The sequence below is a fragment of the Williamsia sp. 1135 genome (genome assembly GCF_002095395.1).
Classification (GTDB): Bacteria; Actinomycetota; Actinomycetes; order Mycobacteriales; family Mycobacteriaceae; genus Williamsia.
The window spans coordinates 53,688-72,828 of record NZ_MJEI01000094.1 but is presented as its reverse complement, the minus strand read 5'-3'; the positions used below and the strand labels follow the sequence as shown (position 1 = coordinate 72,828).

At 68.3% G+C, this 19,141-nt stretch carries 13 protein-coding genes; 10 read left to right on the top strand and 3 right to left on the bottom strand.

Features of this window, described 5'->3' with window-relative positions; all coding sequences use genetic code 11:
• The first annotated feature begins 76 nt into the window (after window positions 1-76).
• Window positions 77-1,282: a hypothetical protein gene (locus BFL43_RS14420; RefSeq protein ID WP_084893214.1), complete on the top strand. Its 1,206-nt coding sequence runs from the start codon at window positions 77-79 to the stop codon at window positions 1,280-1,282.
• Window positions 1,283-1,312: 30 nt separating this feature from the next.
• Here BFL43_RS14420 and BFL43_RS14415 read toward each other — a convergent pair whose 3' ends face one another.
• Together BFL43_RS14415 and BFL43_RS14410 are read right to left on the bottom strand one after the other, a co-directional pair.
• The gene (locus BFL43_RS14415) at window positions 1,313-3,757 is read right to left on the bottom strand and encodes a LuxR C-terminal-related transcriptional regulator (protein ID WP_168176641.1); all 2,445 of its coding nucleotides are present in this window, start codon (window positions 3,755-3,757) and stop codon (window positions 1,313-1,315) included.
• A 17-nt stretch (window positions 3,758-3,774) separates the two neighbouring features.
• Window positions 3,775-5,496: an Hsp70 family protein gene (locus BFL43_RS14410; RefSeq protein WP_084893212.1), complete on the bottom strand. Its 1,722-nt coding sequence runs from the start codon at window positions 5,494-5,496 to the stop codon at window positions 3,775-3,777.
• Window positions 5,497-5,802: 306 nt separating this feature from the next.
• Between BFL43_RS14410 and BFL43_RS14405 the strand changes: the two genes are divergently transcribed.
• The 4 genes from BFL43_RS14405 to BFL43_RS14390 all read left to right on the top strand — a co-directional run bounded on the left by BFL43_RS14405 (window position 5,803) and on the right by BFL43_RS14390 (window position 12,893).
• Entirely contained in the window at window positions 5,803-8,805 is a 3,003-nt protein-coding gene (locus BFL43_RS14405) for an IniB N-terminal domain-containing protein (RefSeq protein ID WP_084893211.1), read from the top strand.
• Between the two features lie 172 nt (window positions 8,806-8,977).
• The gene (locus tag BFL43_RS14400) at window positions 8,978-10,819 is read left to right on the top strand and encodes a dynamin family protein (protein WP_084893276.1); all 1,842 of its coding nucleotides are present in this window, start codon (window positions 8,978-8,980) and stop codon (window positions 10,817-10,819) included.
• Window positions 10,816-12,285, top strand: a complete 1,470-nt coding sequence (locus BFL43_RS14395) for a dynamin family protein (RefSeq protein ID WP_084893210.1) — start codon at window positions 10,816-10,818, stop codon at window positions 12,283-12,285. The genes BFL43_RS14400 and BFL43_RS14395 overlap by 4 nt, the downstream gene beginning before the upstream one ends.
• Window positions 12,282-12,893, top strand: coding sequence for a hypothetical protein (locus BFL43_RS14390; protein WP_084893209.1), 612 nt, complete (start codon window positions 12,282-12,284; stop codon window positions 12,891-12,893). The genes BFL43_RS14395 and BFL43_RS14390 overlap by 4 nt, the downstream gene beginning before the upstream one ends.
• Here the strand turns inward: BFL43_RS14390 and BFL43_RS14385 are convergent, their stop codons facing one another.
• On the bottom strand, window positions 12,894-13,454 hold the full coding sequence (locus BFL43_RS14385) for a hypothetical protein (RefSeq protein WP_084893208.1): 561 nt from the start codon (window positions 13,452-13,454) through the stop codon (window positions 12,894-12,896).
• A 352-nt stretch (window positions 13,455-13,806) separates the two neighbouring features.
• Here BFL43_RS14385 and dnaK point away from each other — a divergent pair, with 352 nt between their 5' ends.
• The 5 genes from dnaK (at window position 13,807) to BFL43_RS28985 (ending at window position 19,141) form a co-directional block, all read left to right on the top strand.
• Window positions 13,807-15,648, top strand: coding sequence for a molecular chaperone DnaK (gene dnaK / locus BFL43_RS14380; RefSeq protein WP_084893207.1), 1,842 nt, complete (start codon window positions 13,807-13,809; stop codon window positions 15,646-15,648).
• The gene (gene grpE / locus BFL43_RS14375) at window positions 15,645-16,226 is read left to right on the top strand and encodes a nucleotide exchange factor GrpE (RefSeq protein WP_084893206.1); all 582 of its coding nucleotides are present in this window, start codon (window positions 15,645-15,647) and stop codon (window positions 16,224-16,226) included. The genes dnaK and grpE overlap by 4 nt, the downstream gene beginning before the upstream one ends.
• A gap of 96 nt (window positions 16,227-16,322) precedes the next feature.
• Window positions 16,323-17,516, top strand: coding sequence for a molecular chaperone DnaJ (gene dnaJ / locus BFL43_RS14370; RefSeq protein WP_084893205.1), 1,194 nt, complete (start codon window positions 16,323-16,325; stop codon window positions 17,514-17,516).
• Complete coding sequence (locus BFL43_RS14365; RefSeq protein ID WP_084893204.1) at window positions 17,513-17,923, top strand: helix-turn-helix domain-containing protein; 411 nt, start codon at window positions 17,513-17,515, stop codon at window positions 17,921-17,923. Before dnaJ ends, BFL43_RS14365 begins: the two co-directional genes overlap by 4 nt.
• Before the next feature lie 30 nt (window positions 17,924-17,953).
• Window positions 17,954-19,141, top strand: coding sequence for a hypothetical protein (locus tag BFL43_RS28985; RefSeq protein ID WP_168176640.1), 1,188 nt, complete (start codon window positions 17,954-17,956; stop codon window positions 19,139-19,141).

Sequence of the window (19,141 nt, the reverse complement as noted above, 5' to 3'; positions counted from 1 at the left end):
CAATCGCGCGATTTGTCCTGTGCAGCTGACGCGGGGGCTGTAACTTCTCTTACACTTCAGCAGAGAGGCACATCGCATGGCGCGAGCGGCGAAATCGGCAGGCAGGCACAAGAAGTCGAAGTCGGTTCGCCGGCGACAACGCGCGGGGGTCGCAACCGCGGCCGTGATGACCGCAGCGATGGGTGCGAGCGTGACGCTCGGAGCGACGCCGGCGTCGGCGCTGGACGTACTGACTTTCCGCGAATGCACCGCCGGGAGCGGTGTCAAGACCAGCACGGTCGACTGCAAAGACAGCATCGCGCCGCCGTTGATCGGTGTCCTCGATCAACTGGGGGTCGATCTCCCGATCACCAGTACCGCCGCAGCACGGGCGCCGATCGTCGTTCCACCATTGATCATTCTCGGGGTAGAGATAACCCCGGAGATCGTCATCGATCCTGGATCGACTGCCAAGATCTCCGGTGTCGGAGTTGCGTACGCCAACTCGCAACTCGGAACCGGCCACGCCGAGGCAAACGCGTGGGGCTTCGTCAGCGCTGCGGTGGCGCTCAACGCCCTTGGCGGGGGTACGGCGACCGCCACGTCGTTGCCGCTGGGCGTCACCATCGCAGCCTCTGATTCCGGCACCTCCACAGCATTCGCGATCGGCGGAATCGCGACCGCCATCGACGTGATCGGTGTCGCCCAGAACGTCAGTTGCCTGGGGTTGGTCACCTATGCCTCGGCATCCGACATCGGAAGCTGTGCGGGATTGCTGTTCCTCTTCAGCGTCGAGCAAGCGGCGGGATCACCTGAGTACGTATTCGCGATAGCCGATCCGACCTCGTTGCAGATATTGAGCGACGACGGCGGGCTGATTCCGCTTCCGATTCCGCAATTCACTCGCGACATCTTGCGCATCGGCGTCGGTGGCCCCGGCGGAATCCGTGTCGAGAGCGACCTGGTGCCGCCGACCGCGACGTCCACCCTGGCATCCGCCAGAGTCGCCGCTGCGCCGGAGCCGCCCGCAGTCGCGGATGAGTCGGAGCCCGCTGCCGAAGCCGAGCAGACGTACGTCGGCAAGCATCGGGCGGCGGAGCCGGAAGCCGACGTGGAAGAGGAACCGGCCGAGGCGATCTGGACTGCGCCGGAGGACGTCAAGGACACGGCACCCGAGTTCGAGCCGGAAGCTGAACCTGCGGCAGCGGCCACCACGGAGGAGCCTGACACCACCGAAAAGCCTGACACCACATCGTCGACGCCTACCTCGACCCCGCCGGCAGCAGAGGTCTCGGCTGACTGACATCGAACGGCGTTCGGCCGATGCTGTCGACTACTCCGGCCCGGCCGGGCCGTAACCGGCTGCTCGGAGCATGGAGAGCATCTCGGACCGCGATCCTGCTCCGATTCGGCGCCTGATCCGTGCCACGTGGTGCTCGACGGTCTTCGCCGAGATGTACAGCTCGGCACCGATCTCGCGGTAGGTGTGGCCGAGGAGCAGGTGCCGTGCGACCTCGGCTTCCCGTTCGGAAAGCTGGCTGACGGTGGCCTGGTCTGTCGGCCCCGACGTCGGCGTCGGGGCAGCTGGGCCCGATGACCCCGACACCAGGCGAGCGACCTGCAACAGTGTCGTCGCCGACTGGGTGTCCTCGACCCGGAGGGCCGCCTCGCCCGCCAGACGAGCTGCGTCCCAAGACAATCCGGCGGTCTCGAGCCTACGGGCGGCCGATTCGACCTCGACGACGTCGGGACTCCCCTGCATCACTCGCAGCCACGCCCGGCCGGCGTCGGCGAGCGCCGCGGCAAAAGCGTCATCGCCTGCTGCCTGGCCGAGCGTGCGGGCGTAGGGAACCAGGGCGGCCGGATCGTCGGACAGAATCGCAGCCTGCACGCCAAACCAGCTCCACGACGAGGCCCACGCCGGCGGCGAACCCAGGTCGGTGAGTAGACGATCGGCCTCGTCGACGAGATGAGTGAGGCGGGCGGTCTCGCCCAATCGCACTGCAGCGAGCCAGAGTTCACCGACCGGCAGGAGGCTGAAGAGGTCGACCTCCATCTCCGCGACGACGGATGCCGCATCTTTCCAGGCGTTGAGCAGGCCACCGGCGTCGCCGCGCCGCCGGGCGATCGCCACGGTGAGAGCGCGCGCCACCACGTGGTCCCGGAACTCCTTCGGCTCGCAGGATCGGACGATGTCGGCGGCACCGCTGAGGTCGCCGCCGAGCATCACGGTCCAGCCGAACAGCAGCTTTTCGCGGGTGGTACTCGAGTTGGCGGATCGGGTGAGCACGGAGCGGGCACCGACGAGGTCGCCGCCGTGTAGCGCGAGCAGGGCTGCGATCGCGGTGGCCGACTCCGGCTCCGCCCGGTCGTGCGGGCGGGACAGGGAAGCGGACCGCAGCACGCTGCCGATCGCGGCGGCTCGAGAGGTGGTCAGGGACGTCACCAGTCCGGTGGACAGCAGCAGGGCCCTCGAGTTCTCGGTGGTCGGGGGCGCGCTGGCCGCTGCGGCAGTGAATTCATCGGCGCCGGCCCGGTCACCGGTGGCGAGAAGGGCCAGGACACCGAGCGGGGCATCGGCCCCCGCTTGCTCGGGCCCGAGCCATCGATAGAGAGCCGCGCATCTGGAGTAACTGCCACGCCTCGCGGCCGCTGCCGTCGCGATACGCACGGCGTCACGTCGTGCGTCAGGGGAACCGTCGGCGAGGACCGGGTCGACGAGAGCGGTTGCGGTGTCGAGGTCTCCGGAACGCACAGCGGCATCGGCGAGGGGGAGATGGGCGACGCCGGGTTCGGTGCCCGCGGCGATCGCGGCCGTCCACAGGGTGACGGCTCGAGGTGCGGGTGCAAGGGCCGCGGCGTCCGAGAGCATCTGCGCAAGAGCAGGCGTGCTGATACCCGCGTGCGCCGCGGTGATGGCGGTGTCCTCGCGTAGCACGCCGTGGGCGAGCAGTACGTCCACCAGAGCCCGGTGGATCGAGGCCACGACGTGGTCGCCTCGCACCACCCGGAGTCTCGGGGCCGCCGAGGCGAGCAAGGCGTCTGCGGCACTGAGAAATCCACTGCCGCGCGCCCGATCCACAGCGCTGCACGCGCTCTCGTGGTCGATCCCGAGGGTCTCGGCGACCGTGTTCGGGTCCGGCGCGGGATGGAGGCCGGCGATGGTGAGCACGTCCAAGGTGGTCGGATCCAGCTCCCGCAGCCGTCGCTGCTGCCACTGGGAGATGGCTTCGCGGGCGACCACTTCGGGCTCTCCCGAACCGTCGGCGGCCGATCGGGCGGCAACCAGGGCGGCATTCACCGCGGCCCGGATGCCACCGCTCTCGACCCGGATCGCTTCGGCGACCACAGGGGTGATCGTCCCGCCGGCGCGCGCGACGATCTCCGCACGCGACAGGGGTGCGAGGGTGAAAGCGGAGCCGGTCGTTCCGAGATCGCGGCGCAGTTCCTTCACCGCGGGGTCGTGGAAGCGTGGTTCGGAGGCGACGATCACGGTCGCCTGCGGAGATTCGGCGAATCGGGCTATGCGGCTGAGTGTCTCGGGGTCGCGGCTGTGTGCGTCGTCGACGACGATCGCGGAACCGGGCTGTTCGTCGGGTGTCGACGACACCGGGGTTCCGGCTCGTTGCAACACCGATCGACACGAGTCGAGCAGCTCGGTTTTCCCGCTACCGGACACCCCGGTCACGAAGGCGACCGTTGGTTTACCGGCCTGCAGTCGCGCCAGCAGGACCTGCGGGGCCGGGGACGACGCGGAGCGGAGATCGACCGATGACACAGGCATTCCTGCCGTTGTCACCCGACGACGCCGCCGAGCAGTCCGCCGACGCCGTTGCCCACCCCACCGACCACGCCACCGACGCCGTTGCCGACATCGGCGGGGGTCCCGCCACCCCCACTGCCGCCGGTGTCGCCACCGGGCGACTCGCCGCCGCCGGACGTGTCCCCGCCGCCGGTGCCACCGCCCGAGGTGTCTCCGCCTCCCGAGGTGTCACCACCTCCGGGTTGCGCGGGGGCAGGCGTGCCCGCAGCCGGTGCGTTCGGAGCAGGTGCGGCGCCTGTCTGACCCGCTACCGGCGGTGCTCCTCCTGCGGTGGTCGCTGTCGCACCCGTTGTGCTCCGGGCGCCGGGTTGGCCGGGGGTCGAACTGGTACCGACGGTGCCGTCGGGGTTACGCGCAGCAGATCCTGGAGCGCCGGCGGTGGTCGAGGGGGCCGACGAACTCTTCGCCGGGGCCGTGGACTCGGAGGACCCGGCCGTCGGCTTGTTGTCGTCGGTCAACGCGGTCCCGACCGACAGGCCGCCCGCGGTCAAGAGGGCGATGGCGGCGGCGACTCCGACGACGACGGCGATCCGTCTGGGCCGCGACATCGTCTTTGGTTCTGCAACAAGGGTTCTCGGGGCGGGGGTGATCGCCCGGGACGCCGACGGGACCATCTCTGCCGACGCTGAGGCCGGCGCCGCGAGTGCGACATCCGCCTGTGCGGCAGCAACATTGGCAGCAGCAATCGTCGCCGCCCCCGTGGCGGAGGTGATGGTGGGATCTGTGTTGACGGCCACCGGTAGTCGCAACGTCGACGACACCAGTTCGCTCACCAGCGGTGTGGCCGAACCGCCACCGATCAGCACGATGGTCGACACCCCGGCCAAGTCGGTCTCTGCCAGGTGAAGGGCTTCGCCGATCAGTGACATCGAGGAGGTCAGCGGTCCGCGCAGCAACTCTTCGAGTTCTGAACGCACCAGGCGGGCCTCGGTGCGCAGACCTGGCAGATCGATGGAGATGACTGTCTCGGTGTCGACGGACAGGGCCTCACGCGCGGCCGCGCAGCGGGTGCGGAGTTCGGTCAGAGCGGTGATGGTGGCGGGATCGAACGGATCGATCGCGTCCGCGGCACCGACCGAGGCGAGCACGTGGCCCAGGACCAGATGGTCGAATTGCGCGCCGCTCACCTCCTCGGAACGCAGTGGCCGTCCGAGGATCTGCGAGTCCGGTCCACCGGTGACGACCGCGACGTCGAGTGCAGAACCGCCCAGGTCGTAGACAACCTGCACGCCGTCCACAGGGCCGCGACGGGACTCGAGGGCGGCGACGGCCGCGACAGCTTCGGTGACAACGGTGACCGGTGGAAGGGCCTGGTCGTCGGCGGCTGACCGAAGAGCCTCGATCGCGTGCGCCTGCCAATCGTTGGGGATGGCCACCACGATCTGATCGGCGTTCCAGCGGTCGGCTTCGGCGGCCAGCGAGCTCATCGCAGCGGCGTAGAGGTCCTGACCGGTGTACTGGGTGCCGTCGTCGCCGAGGAGGGCGACCGGATCGCCGACCCGGTCGGCGAAGCCGGTGATGCGGTGCGCGCCCGCGGTGTCGGCGAGTCGGGGCTCCTGGTCGGGCGTGAGGTCGAGATACGGCCCGGTGACCACGACACCACCAACAGGCCCGGCCTCGTCCGCCGGTACCGCGACACACGTGGTGCTTCCGATCTTCAACCCGAGCGCTGTCCCCATCTGCGATGCGGCCATGTCGACGACTCCCTCTGCTGCGAATGTTTCGTATGCGTCGGCGCGCTGTGATGCCGTCCCCCATTGTGTCGCTGCAGGTGAGACCGGTGTTACCCATTCGGGGAATCGTTCATCAGGAAGGGGGCAATGCACCGATCCCCGGTCCCCGTCCGCCCCGAATCCCCTAATGCCCCGGCCCCCGATCCCCTATGGAGGGTTCGAAAAGCATGGGGCATCAACCCGTTGGGCACAGGGCGCGGAATTCGTAGCGTTGTAGTCACTCACCGCGGATCCGATGCCTGGATCTGCCCGGATACAGGAGATCCCATGGCCAGCAACGCAGTACTCGATTTCATCCTCGGGCTCCTTCGCGACGATCAGGCGGCCTCGGCCTATTGCCTCAATCCGCAGGGCGCGCTCAACGCGGCCGGCTTGCCCGACCTCAACCACGCCGACATCGTCGCCGCGGCTCCGCTGGTGGCCGACTCCGCTCTCTTCGACGGTGGCTCCCGGCTCACCCAGATCGTCAACGCCGGCGCAGGTGCAGGCATGGTCAACGTGGTGAACATCGGCAACATTGGAACCATCGGGGCGATCGGTGGCGGTATCGCGGCGGGTGGCCTCGAGTTCGGCAACGTCGATTTCGGCGATCAGGTCTTCGGTGGCATCGACTTCGGCAACTTCGAGTTCGGCAACCTCGGCGGTATCGATCTGGGCGGCATCGATCTGGGTGCCATCGACCTCGGCTCCCTCGACCTGGGCGCCATCAACTTCGGTGATCTCGACTTCACCGCCCAGTTCGCGGCCATCCTCGCCGCGAGCTTGTCGGCCGCGCTGACCGTCGGCGGCGAGCTCGCGGCAGGCTTCGGTGCGGTACTCGGCGGCGTGATCGAGGCAGCCCTCGAACTCGGCGGCGACCTGACCGGTGTCCTCGACCTCGACGGCGTGCTCGACATCGGCGCCACGATCGCCGCGATCATCGGCGGCGGACTGGGTGTCACGGCCGGCCTGACCGGACAGCTGGCCGCGACCATCAACGCGGCGATCGCGGCGGCCGGTGGTCTCGACCTCGATGCAGCACTCGCTGCCGGCGGCGCGATTTCCGCGGCGCTCTCGGGAGCTCTCGCGCTCGGCGGCGACCTGGCCGCTGCGGTCGGTGCCACCTTCGGCGCGGTGCTCGGTGCCGGTATCGGCGCGAGTGCCGACCTCGTGGGTGACCTCGCCGGTGCCCTCATCGCCGGAGTGGATGTCGGCGCCGCCATCGGTGCTGTTGTGGGCGGCGCGATCGGGGTCGGCGCAGATCTCGCAGGCGGCTTCGGTGGAACCCTCACCGGCCTCCTCGGTGCCACCGGCGCTCTGGAAGGAGCCCTGGCCGCAGTCCTCGACGCCGATGTCGTCGCAGGCCTGGTCGGCGGGTTGACCGCTACGCTGCAGACCACTCTGGGCGGTGTCCTGGCGGCCGGCGGTGAGGTCGGGGCCGACCTCGGTCTGGCAGTCGGTGCCCTGCTCGGCGGCGCACTCGACCTCGACGTCCTCGATCTCGACGCGGTACTCGGTGCCGACGCCACGATCGCTGCGGTGCTCGCAGGCGCCCTCGAGCTCGGTGGCGGCGTCACCGCGGGATTGACCGGTGCCCTGACCGCGCTCATCGGTGCCGGCGGTGGCATCGACATCGACGGCGTCCTCGCGGCCGGTGGCGACCTGGGTCTCGCGGTCGGCACGGTGCTCTCGGGGGTGCTCGAGGCCGGTGGCGATCTGGGTGGCCTGTTCGGTGTGGCACTCGGCGGAGTCGTCGGCGGCGTCTTGACCGGCGACCTCGGTGCACAGCTGACCGGACTGTTGGCGGGCGACGTGGATCTCGGCCTCGCACTGGCGACAGTGTTCGATGGCGCTCTCGATCTCGCCGGGGCGGCCGATCTCACGGCCGGCCTCACCGCTGCATTCGGCGGGGCACTCGCCACCGCGCTCGGCGCGGGCGGCCTGCTCGACGTCGATGTCGCCGGACGGCTGGCCGGTGGGCTCAGTGCTCAGCTCGCCACCGCGCTGGCCACCACTCTCGCGGCAGGCGGCGATCTCGCCGCAGGCTTCGGCGGGTCGCTGAGCGCAGTTCTCGCGGCGACCACCGGACTTGCTGCCGCAACTGATCTTTCCGGGTTGCTGAACCCGGAACTCGGGCTGGGCCTGGCCACCGACCTGGTCGGCGCCCTAGGTGTCGGCGGGGTCCTGGATACCGATCTGGACCTCGCCGGCATCCTCTCCGCAGGCGGTGACGTGGCGGCAACCATCGGCGCCACCGTGGGAACGACCCTGGGTGGCGTCCTCTCCGGTGAACTCGGCACCCAGCTCCTGGGTGTCCTCGACGGGGGCGTCGATCTCGGGACCGGCCTCGGCGTCGTCCTCGAGGGCGCGCTCGCTCTCGACGGCGATCTGGCCGCAGGGCTCGGCACTCAGCTCGGCGCGGCGCTGGCTGCAGGCGGGGTGGTCGCAGCTGACGTCACCGGGCTACTCGAAACCAAACTCGAGACCGGCCTCGACACCTCGCTCCTCGCGGCCGGCGCGCTCGCCGGAGGCGCCGGCGCCGTGGTCGACGGTGGGCTGGCAGGAACACTCGGTGCCGCCGGAGCACTGGCAACCGGCTTGAACACCGCGGTCGATGGAGGAGTGGGCGGTGGGCTCGCAGCCGCAGGCGTTGTCGGAGGCGGACTCGAAACAGGTCTCGGCGCAGCGATCTCCACCGGCGGTGGTGTGATCGCCGGTGGTGACGTGGTCGCGGGCGGACTGCTGGACACCGCGCTCGATACCACCGCCGGCCTCGACACAGGCATCGTCGGTTCGGTCACCGGCGGACTCGCGGGAACCGCGGGCGGCGGACTGGACCTGGGTGGTCTCGGCTCGGGTGGTCTGGACACGGGCCTCGGTGGCGGCGCCACGACCGAACTGCAGGGCGCTCTCGATGATCTCGCCCCGACCGCTGACGTCACCGGCGGACTGGCCGACCCGGCAGCAACTCTCGGCGGCACAGCCGACATCGCTGCGGACACTGCCGGCGGCCTGACCGGATCGCTGACCGAGACCACCACCGGTGTCGTCGGCGGGAACGCCTGGTCGGACATCGATGCCGACAACACCTTTGGTGCCGGAGGCGGAACCGACACGGGACTGGATGTCGGCGGCGCCGACACGGGGCTCGAAGCAGTCGGCGCCGACACAGGGCTCGACGCAGGTGGCCTGACCGGCAACCTCACCGGTGGTCTGCTCGGCGGAGCGGGAGTCGGCGGCGACACCGACGCCGGTGCGACCTCGACGGTGGATGACGGTATCGACGACTAGTGCTTCGAGCACAGACACGAGGGGTGTAGTTGTCGAGAGATTCCCGCGCCATCGGTCCCGATCACGGTGCCTCATCGAGATACTGTGAGCGGGACCGATTGGCGTGTGCCCCGAACCCGGCGGGTGCGGCCACATCGGGGTTGCTCTCGTTGACGAACAGGTCGGATGCCGGATGAAAAGCGAAGTGGCCACAGCGCCCACCACCACGGGCGAGCTCGGTGAGCTTCTCGGCCGGATGGGCGAGATCGCGGCCCGGTCGGGTAGGCAGGATCTGGTGGCGCGTCTCGACGGCGCCCGGACAAGGGTCACCGACCCCCGGTTACGGATCGTTGTCGTCGGACCCCTCAAACAGGGCAAGAGCCAATTCGTGAACTCGCTGCTCGGCATCGACGTGTGTTCGGTGGGCGACGACGAGACGACGGCCGTCCCGACCTTGGCCGCGCATGCTGCCGAGGCGTCGGCGCACCTGGTTCTCGACCGCCCCGGCTCCGAGCCGGAGCGGGTGGTGGTGCCGCTCGATCAGATCAACGCGATCACCCCGGACCATCCGTTGGCGGGTGGGTCGACGGTGTTGCGTCTCGAGGTGAACGTGCCGAGTCCGCTGCTCGCGGACGGTCTCGTCCTCGTCGACACCCCCGGCGTCGGAGGGCATGGGAATCCGCATGCGGCAAGCACTCTCGGCCTCCTCCCCGCAGCAGATGCGGTCTTCGTCGTCTCGGACGCCAGCCAGGAGTTCACCGAGCCCGAGGTGGCGTTCCTCAAACAGGTCGTCGGTCTGTGCCCGACCGTGGCGTGCCTGATCACCAAGACCGACCTGTATCCACACTGGCGCGCCATCGTCGAGGCCGATCAGGCGCACCTGAGCCGCGAAGGCGTCGACGTTCCGCTGCTGCCGGTGTCGTCGCTGCTGCGCTCGCATGCGCTGCGGCTCAAGGACGATTCGCTCAACGCCGAGGCCGGGTTCGTCGAGGTCTACCAGTTCTTGCGCGATCGGGTGGTCGCCAGAGCAGCCGAGTCGACGAAGACTTCCGTGGCGCTCGATCTACGGTCTGTCTCCGAGCACCTCGCGCTGACGTTGGGTAGCGAGCTCGCGGCGTTGCGCGATCCGGAGAAGGCGGCCGCGGCGGTCGCCGAACTGCAACGGGCCAAGGCGACGGCCGATGAGATGAAGAAGCGGACGGCCCTGTGGCAGCAGACCCTGTCCGACGGCATCACCGATCTCGCCGCCGACATCGACCACGACCTCCGCGACCGACTGCGGGCCGTCACCCGGGAAGCCGAGGAAGCCGTCGACCAAGGCGACCCCGGTAAGGACTGGGCGCAACTCGGCGAATGGCTCGAAGATCAGATAGCGGTGGTGGTCGGCGACAATTTCGTCTGGGCACACGATCGCGCGATCTGGCTCTCGGAACGGATCGCCGAGCACTTCGCCGACTCCGCCGAAGCGCATCTGCCCTCACTCGACATCACCGACATCGACGGCGTCTTCGACACCGTGACCGAACTGTCCGAACTCGAATCGGGGCGCGTCGGGATCACCCAGAAGGTGCTGATCGGGATGCGTGGCTCCTACGGTGGAGTCCTCATGTTCGGGCTCATCGGCACCTTCGCCGGCCTGGCCCTGATCAACCCGATCTCGGTCGGCGCCGGACTGTTGCTGGGTACCAAGGCCTACAAGGACGACAAAGAAGCTCGGACGGTCGATCGGCGGCAGAAGGCGAAGGCCGCGATCCGCAAGTTCACCGACGACGTCAGCTTCCAGGTGGGCAAGGAGTCCAAGGATCGGCTGCGCCACGTCCACCGCGCGCTGCGCGATCACTTCACCGAGATCGCCGAGCAGTCTGCGCGATCGATCGGCGACTCGCTGCAGGCCGCACAGGAAGGCGCGGCACTTGCGACGTCCGAGCAGCGACAGCGGACCGCGCAGCTCGAAGGAGAGCTCAAAGCGGTTGCAGCGCTGCGAAAACTGGCATTGCAACTCGACCCCGCGGTATCGCAGGGAGAGCAGTCGTGACCCCGAGCACCCTCGATCGTGCCCGGGAATTGATCGATGCCACCGAATCGGTGTGCGCTGGTGACCGCTGGGCTGCCGAGCGGCTCGCCGAGTGTTCCCACCGTCTCGAGGAGCCGCTGCGGATCGCCATCGCGGGGTCGCTGAAGGCCGGCAAGTCGACCTTGCTCAACGCGATGGTCGGCCAGGACATCGCGCCGACGGACGCGACCGAGTGCACCCGGGTGGTGACCTGGTACCGGCGGGGGATCAACCCCAAGGTCACCGCCCACTACGACGGCGACCGGTCAGCGGGCATCCCGGTGGTGCGCCGCGACGGCCACCTCACCTTCGACTTCGGGGAGCTGACCGCCGAACGGGTGGATCGCCTCGACGTCGAATGGCCGGCCCGGGCCCTGCGGACGACCACGATCATCGATACCCCCGGCACAGCGTCGCTCTCGCGTGACGTCTCCGCCCTGACGGTCGACATGCTCACCCCGGACGACGGGGAGTCGGGGGCAGACGCGGTGGTCTACCTGCTGCGGACGCTGACCAACACGGACACCTCGTTCCTGGGCCGGCTCGGGGATTCGATCGGCGGGGACTCCGGACCTCTCGGGGTGATCGGGGTGGTGTCGCGGGCCGATGAGATCGGTGCCGGGCGGATGGACGCGATGATGTCCGCGAAGCAGGTGGCGGCGCGGTTCGCCACCGAACTCGAGCGCACCGGTCTGTGCCAGGCGGTGGTACCGGTCGCCGGATTGCTGGCCTTGGGCGCGCGGACGTTGCGTCAGGTGGAATTCGTTGCCTTCGAGGCGCTCGCGGCCGTGCCGCCGGAGGATCTGCAACTCGCGATGTTGTCGGCGGACAGATTTGTACGGGCCGAGACGGCATTACCGGTGGAGCCGCAGCTGCGCGCCGAGATCCTCGATCGGTTCGGGATGTACGGGATCCGGCTGGCCGTCACCCTGATCAGGCTGGGCACCTCCGATTCGCCGACCCTCGCAACGGAACTGGTCGATCGCAGCGGCCTGACCGAGCTGCGCCAGATCATCGACGTCCAGTTCGGACAGCGGGCCGACCAGTTGAAGTCGCACACGGCGTTGATCGCCCTCGATCGGATTCTGTCCCACTACGATTCGGCGGACACCGCTGCATTGCGACGCGCCACCGCGCACCTGCTCGCGGACACCCACGGGTTCGCCGAACTCCGGTTGCTCGGCAGGCTGCGAGCCGAAGAAACCGCATTGCCGCCCGCCGAACGCGATGATCTGCAGCGGATCATCGGCGGGCAGGGAACCCAGCCGTGGGCCCGGCTCGGGATCGCCCCCGACGATCCGCTCGAATTGCACCGCACCGCTGCGATGGACGAGGTTCGACGCTGGCGCACCAGGGCGGCGCACCCGTTGTTCGACCGGCAGACCTCGGTCGCCTGCACCGTCGCCGCCCGCAGTGCCGAGGGCATTCTCGCGGAACTCGGTTCATGAGCAGGCTGCGTTTCGACGGCGACATCTCCGGCATCGGCACCTCCGGCGGCACCAGGATCGTCATCGGTCACTGGCCGCGATCGCACCTCGGTGAGTTCGCCGACGCGATGGTCGAGTTCGCCGACGGCGAGCGGCTGTTGATCGCGCCGAGCGAGGACGTTCGCGAATTCGTCACGGCCACCTACAATTTCGACCGCACCGTCATCGCCGAGGTGACCTACCGCTCCAAGGGATCCTGGACGCATGTGGTGGCGGGGGAGTTGGCGGTGTCCTTCGAGGTCGGATCCCCCACTCTGCTCGGCCGGCTGCTGTCGATCATGCCGAGAGCGGTGGTCACCGCGCCGTGGTTCTGCGCGATCAGCGACCCCATCGCCCGCGTCTTCCTTCGCGGTGTCCGGACTCGGGGTACGGCAGGTGGCGGCAGACGTGAGTACTACGGCGCCCGCGGTCAGCGGCGCATCACCAGCGCAACGGCGACGTGGCAGGGGAAGGATCTCGGAGACCTGACGCCGGTGGATCCGCCCGTCCGGTTCGGGTTCGGCTCCACCCCGAAGGCCCCGTCTACAACTCTGATCACTACGACGATCGACCAAGATTCGGGTGTCTGATCAGCGCCGCGGTGGCGCGGCCTTGAGCCATGTCCCGACGGCGGGTGCGTAGAGCAGCGCCGTGCCGATCAGCGCCCCTCCGCTCAGGACCAGGGGAAGAACCGAGATCACCGGTCCGACGGCGTCTCTGGCGGGCTCGGCAACCAGCCAGAACTGGATGCCGACGGCAACCGCCAGCGCACCAATCACGGTGAGCATCGTGCGACCCGAACTGATCCGGTCCCGGACCCGAATGATCCCGACCACCGCGACGGCCAGGATCACCAGCGCTGCGGCGCCGTTGCCGACCATGATGATGGTCACGGTGTCGTCGATGTCGCTGCGACTGGTCGCGGGATGGTTTGCGGCGAGTGAGTCGCTGATCGCGGCGCGGACGGCAACGTGGTTGAAGGCCTGCCAGATGGCGGCGATCGCCAAAGCCGCAAGCGCGGCCAGCCACACGATCACGGCGGCGTCGACGACCCGGGGTCGCTCGTCGGCGACGGGCTCACGCAGTGGGGCGATCCGGATCTCCGGCCTACCCGGACGCGGGCGCGGAGGTGGCCGTCCGGGTTCGGTCATAGCGCGATGTTACGCCGGGGAGCCCCCGGCACCCCCGATGATGTGCTGTTTTGGCGAGGCCGACCTGGGCTTTCGTTCGCCAGAAGGGCCCATTTCCGGGGGTGGGGGGGCGTCTTCCCGTGACTTGAGCGAACTGGGCTCAAGTTTTTTCGAGAATCGGGAACACATTCGGCACGGGGTCCGTTACACCTCTCGAGAGACCTGAGCGGCCAAGACTCAAGCCGGTTTGACGGAAGGTACCGTCAATCGGTAGAAGTTGAGTCGATTGCGCTGAGGTCTCAAGCCAAAAGACCAAAACGTGAACACCCCGTGCTCCGCTTGCCGCGGACGCACTGCTTATAGGAGGCAACAAATGGCTCGTGCTGTTGGAATCGACCTGGGCACCACCAACTCGGTGGTCGCAGTGCTCGAAGGTGGAGAACCCACCGTCATCGCCAACGCCGAGGGCGCCCGCACCACCCCGTCGGTGGTTGCTTTCGCCCGCAACGGCGAGGTTCTGGTCGGACAGCCGGCCAAGAACCAGGCAGTCACCAACGTCGATCGCACCATCCGTTCCGTCAAGCGCCACATGGGCGAAGAGTGGAACCAGTCGATCGACGACAAGGACTACACCCCGCAGGAGATCAGCGCTCGTACGCTGATGAAGCTCAAGCGTGACGCAGAGAGCTACCTCGGTGACGAGGTCGTGGACGCGGTCATCACCGTCCCGGCCTACTTCAACGACGCCCAGCGTCAGGCGACCAAGGAAGCCGGCCAGATCGCCGGCCTCAACGTGCTCCGCATCGTCAACGAGCCGACCGCTGCCGCACTGGCATACGGCCTGGACAAGGGCGAGAAGGAACAGACCATCCTCGTCTTCGACCTCGGTGGCGGCACGTTCGACGTGTCCCTGCTCGAGATCGGCGACGGCGTCGTCGAGGTCCGTGCGACCTCCGGCGACAACCACCTCGGTGGCGACGACTGGGACCAGCGCGTCGTCGACTGGCTCGTGGAGAAGTTCAAGGCGCAGAACGGCATCGACCTGACCAAGGACAAGATGGCCCTGCAGCGTCTGCGTGAGGCCGCGGAGAAGGCGAAGATCGAACTGTCCTCGGGACAGAGCACCTCGATCAACCTGCCGTACATCACGGTCGACGCGGACAAGAACCCGCTCTTCCTCGACGAGCAGCTCTCCCGCAGCGAGTTCCAGAAGATCACGAACGATCTGCTCGAGCGCACCCGTGCGCCGTTCCAGGCCGTGGTCAAGGACGCCGGCATCGCCGTCGGCGACATCGATCACGTCGTGCTCGTCGGTGGTTCGACCCGCATGCCCGCAGTGAGCGAACTGGTCAAGGAGCTCACCGGTGGCCAGGACCCCAACCGTGGTGTGAACCCGGACGAGGTCGTCGCCGTCGGTGCCGCACTGCAGGCCGGTGTGCTGCGCGGCGAGGTCAAGGACGTGCTGCTGCTCGACGTGACCCCGCTGAGCCTCGGTATCGAGACCAAGGGTGGCGTCATGCACAAGCTGATCGAGCGCAACACCACCATCCCGACCAAGCGGTCCGAGACCTACACGACGGCAGAGGACAACCAGCCGTCGGTGCAGATCCAGGTCTATCAGGGTGAGCGCGAGATCGCCTCGCACAACAAGCTGCTCGGATCGTTCGAGCTGGCCGGGATCGCTCCTGCACCGCAGGGTGTCCCGCAGATCGAGGTGACCTTCGACATCGACGCCAACGGCATCGTGCACGTCACCGCGAAGGACAAGGGCACCGGCAAGGAGAACACCATCCGGATCCAGGACGGCTCGGGCCTGTCGAAGGACGAGATCGACCGCATGATCAAGGATGCCGAAGCACACGCCGACGAAGATCGTCAGCGTCGTGAAGAGGCCGAGACCCGCAACCAGGCGGAGTCGCTGGTGAACCAGACCGAGAAGTTCCTCAAGGACTCCGACGACAAGGTTCCCGCCGAACTCAAGACCAAGGTCGAGGGTTCGATCGAGGGTGTTCGCGAAGCGCTCAAGGGCACCGATCTCGGTGCGGTGAAGTCGGCGGTCGAGAAGCTGACCACCGAGTCGCAGGAGCTCGGTCAGGCGATCTACGCCAACGCCGGTGCCGAAGAGGGCGCAGCGACGCCCGGCGGAGCCGACGACGTCGTCGATGCAGAGGTTGTCGACGAAGGCGCCGACGACAACGCCGAGGACAAGAAGTGACCGGTCCGGGATCCGAACCGGTCACAGAGGCAGACACGGAAGCTGCGGACGTACCGGAAACGGAAGACGTCTTCGCACAGCCGGATTCGGAAGACACCGTGGACGCTGCCCTCGACGAGGCCGTATCGGACGCGTCTGGTTCGGATCGGGAGACCGAACTGATCGCGGACCTGCAACGCGTGCACGCCGAGTACGCCAACTACCGGCGTCGCGCCGAGCGCGACAAGGTCTCGGCACAGCAGTACGGCAAGGGCGATCTGATCAGGTCGCTGTTGCCGGTGCTCGACGACCTCGACCGGGCTCGCGCACATGGCGACCTGGAAGCGGGTCCGTTGCGTGCGGTTGCCGATAAGATCACGGAAACCCTCAGCAGCGCGGGCCTTGCGGCCTTCGGAGCCGAGGGAGACCCGTTCGACCCGGCTCTTCATGAAGCCGTGCAGCACGAAGGTGAGGGATCGCGACCGGTGATCGGGACCGTGTACCGACAGGGCTTCCGTCTCGGTGACCGCGTACTGCGCACCGCCATGGTGGTCGTCGTGGACGGACCGGAAACCCCGGCCGCGGCCACCCAGGAATGAGCTCCTCGGCCCAGGCGCATCGCGCCTGGGCCGGGATCTCTCCACCCGCAAACAAATATATGGACGAGAATGACAAAGAGAAGGAGGTGACGCCTGGTGGCTCCACAACGTGAATGGCTCGAACAGGACTTCTACAAAGCGCTGGGCGTTGCACCCGATGCGTCCGCCGACGAGATCAAGAAGGCCTACCGCAAGCTGGCGCGGGAACTACATCCCGATGCCAACCCGAACGACCCTGCCGCCGAAGAGCGCTTCAAGCTGGTCTCCGAGGCGCACAGCGTGCTGGCCGATCCGGCGAAACGCAAAGAGTACGACGACACCCGGCGCATGTTCGCAGGCGCCCGGGGCCGCGGAGGCGGCGCCGGCTTCCCAGGTGGTTACGGCACCACCGCGGGCGGCCAGGAGTTCAACATCAACGACCTGTTCGGTGACAGTGCCACGGCCGGCGGAGCCGGCGCCGGAGGTAACTTCAGCGACCTCTTCGGCGGTCTGTTCAACCGGGGATCTGCTCCCCGGGGCAACACCACCACCCGCAACAGGCGCGGAAATGATCTCGAGACCGAGACGACACTGAGCTTCAAGGAAGCTGCGCTGGGCACCTCGAAGACGATCACCGTCACGAGTTCCGCGCCCTGCACCAACTGCCACGGCAGCGGTGCGAAGCCCGGTACCAGTCCGCGCGTGTGCCCGACCTGCAACGGTGCCGGCGTGGTCAGCCGGAACCAGGGCGCGTTCGGCTTCAGCGAACCGTGCTCGGATTGCCGTGGCACGGGTTCGAAGATCGACGATCCGTGCCCGGTCTGTGACGGCGACGGCGCCACCGTGCGCACCCGCCCGATCACGGTCCGGATCCCACCGGGCGTCTCCGACGGCGGCCGGATCCGGCTCGCCGGTCAGGGTGAGGCCGGACTGCGCGGAGCCCCCTCAGGCGATCTCTATGTGGTCGTGCACGTCTCACCCGACCGCACGTTCACGCGCAGCGGCGACGACGTCAAGGTCACGCTGCCGGTGAGCTTCGCCGAACTGGTTCTGGGCACCACGGTGTCAGTGCCGACCCTGGACGGATCCGTCGGTTTGAAGATCCCGGCGAACACCGTCGACGGCCGCACCCTGCGGGTCCGCGGACGCGGTGTCGCCAAACGGGCCGGCGGAGCGGGCGACCTGCTCGTCACGGTGAAGGTGGCTGTGCCATCGAAGCTCGACGATGCCGCGGTCGAGGCGCTCAGCAAGTACGCAGCCGCAGAGAAAGCGAGCGGCTTCGACCCACGAGCGAATTGGGGCAAGTCATGACCCCACCTCGCGATGACCGGGAATCGGCCGAGCAGACGGCCAGGATGTTCGTGATCTCGGTGGCCGCGGAACTGGCCGGGATGCATGCACAGACGCTGCGGACCTACGACCGGCTCGGTCTGGTCACGCCGCAGCGTGCGGCAGGCGGGGGCCGCCGCTACTCCTCGCGCGACGTCGAATTGTTGCGCGAGGTGCAGCGGCTCTCTCAGGACGAAGGCGTGAACCTCGCGGGAATCAAGCGGGTGATCGAGCTGACGAATCAGGTGGACGCACTGCAGAGCCGGGTTCGCGAACTCGAGGCAGAACTCGCCAACGCCCGCGGCGGACGGCCAGGCGACCTCGTGCCGATGCCCCGTACCAGCGCTCTCGTGGTGTGGAAGCCTCGCCGCGATCGCCCGAATCGGTAACGAGCGACCAGTGCCGGGCGATACGCGGGTATGAGTCAGGTACTCGGGATCTCCGTCACAGACGTGGAGATCGCTTCGGTCGTGGCCGAATCCGGTACCGGTGACATTCTCGCCCGCAACTTCGTCGAGCTGCCCGGCACCGGCCCGGACGTGGCCTTCGATGCCATCTACCAGCTGATCGAGTCAGCTCCCATCGAGCCCGCGGCGATCACCATCGCGTGCTCGGACAGCGGCATGCAGCTTGCCATCGCCGACATCATCGCGGCCGGGGTCGTACCGGATTTCCTGGCGCCGCCGGACCCGACGGAGCCGGCGCCCGCGCGAAAGCCGAGCTGGTTCCCCCGGACAACCGTGGTCGGCACGCCGGTCGCCTTCGCCGAGATCGCTGCCGGGCCGTTCGGCTCCCCGCAGTTCGAGTCACGCGGCGTGGTCGCGGTGGCCGCCCTCGACACCAGCGGCGCGCTCTTCCCCGGACAGTCCGTGGCACTCGTCGACACCGACACCCGGACTGTTGTCGGGGCCAGCGCGGTGTCTCCCCTCGGTGACCGGCTGGCTGTGACAGAACCGGATGGTGCGCAGACCCTGGCCGATGCCATCGGCGTGATCGGAAACCCCACCGGCGGATTGTTCGGTGTGCTCGTGATCGGACCCGGGGCTCAGATCCCAGGTGTCGCACCGTCTTTGGAGTACGCACTACAACTGCCGGTTCAGATCGCCGAGGATCCCCAGTACACCTCGGCCCATGGCGCCGCTCTGGTCGCGGCCGCCGCGGCAGGGGCGAGCCGCGACAACAACCGTTGGGTGCTGCTCTCCGCAGCCGCCGGCGCAGCCCTCCTGCTCGCGATCGGCGTGATCGTCGCAGTGGTGATGACCGGCGGCAACAACACCCCCGAGACCGCAGTGGACGACAATCCGGTGTCCACGGCGTCTGCGAGTTCGAGCACCACCACCGCGGTGTCCACGTCGAAGGGTCAGTCGCGCATCTCCTCGCCCACGCTGCCGCCTCCGCCGCCGACCACCACGACCACCCTCGCGCCGCCTCCACCTCCGCCGCCGACCAGGACGATCACCCAGGTGCCGCCGCCGGTGACGGTGACCCAGGCGCCGCCGCCGGTCACGACAACCACGCCGCCGACAACCACGACTACAACGACGACGACAACCACGACGCCACCGGTGTCGGCCTCCGAGAGCGAAGACGCGGACGTCGAGGAGTAG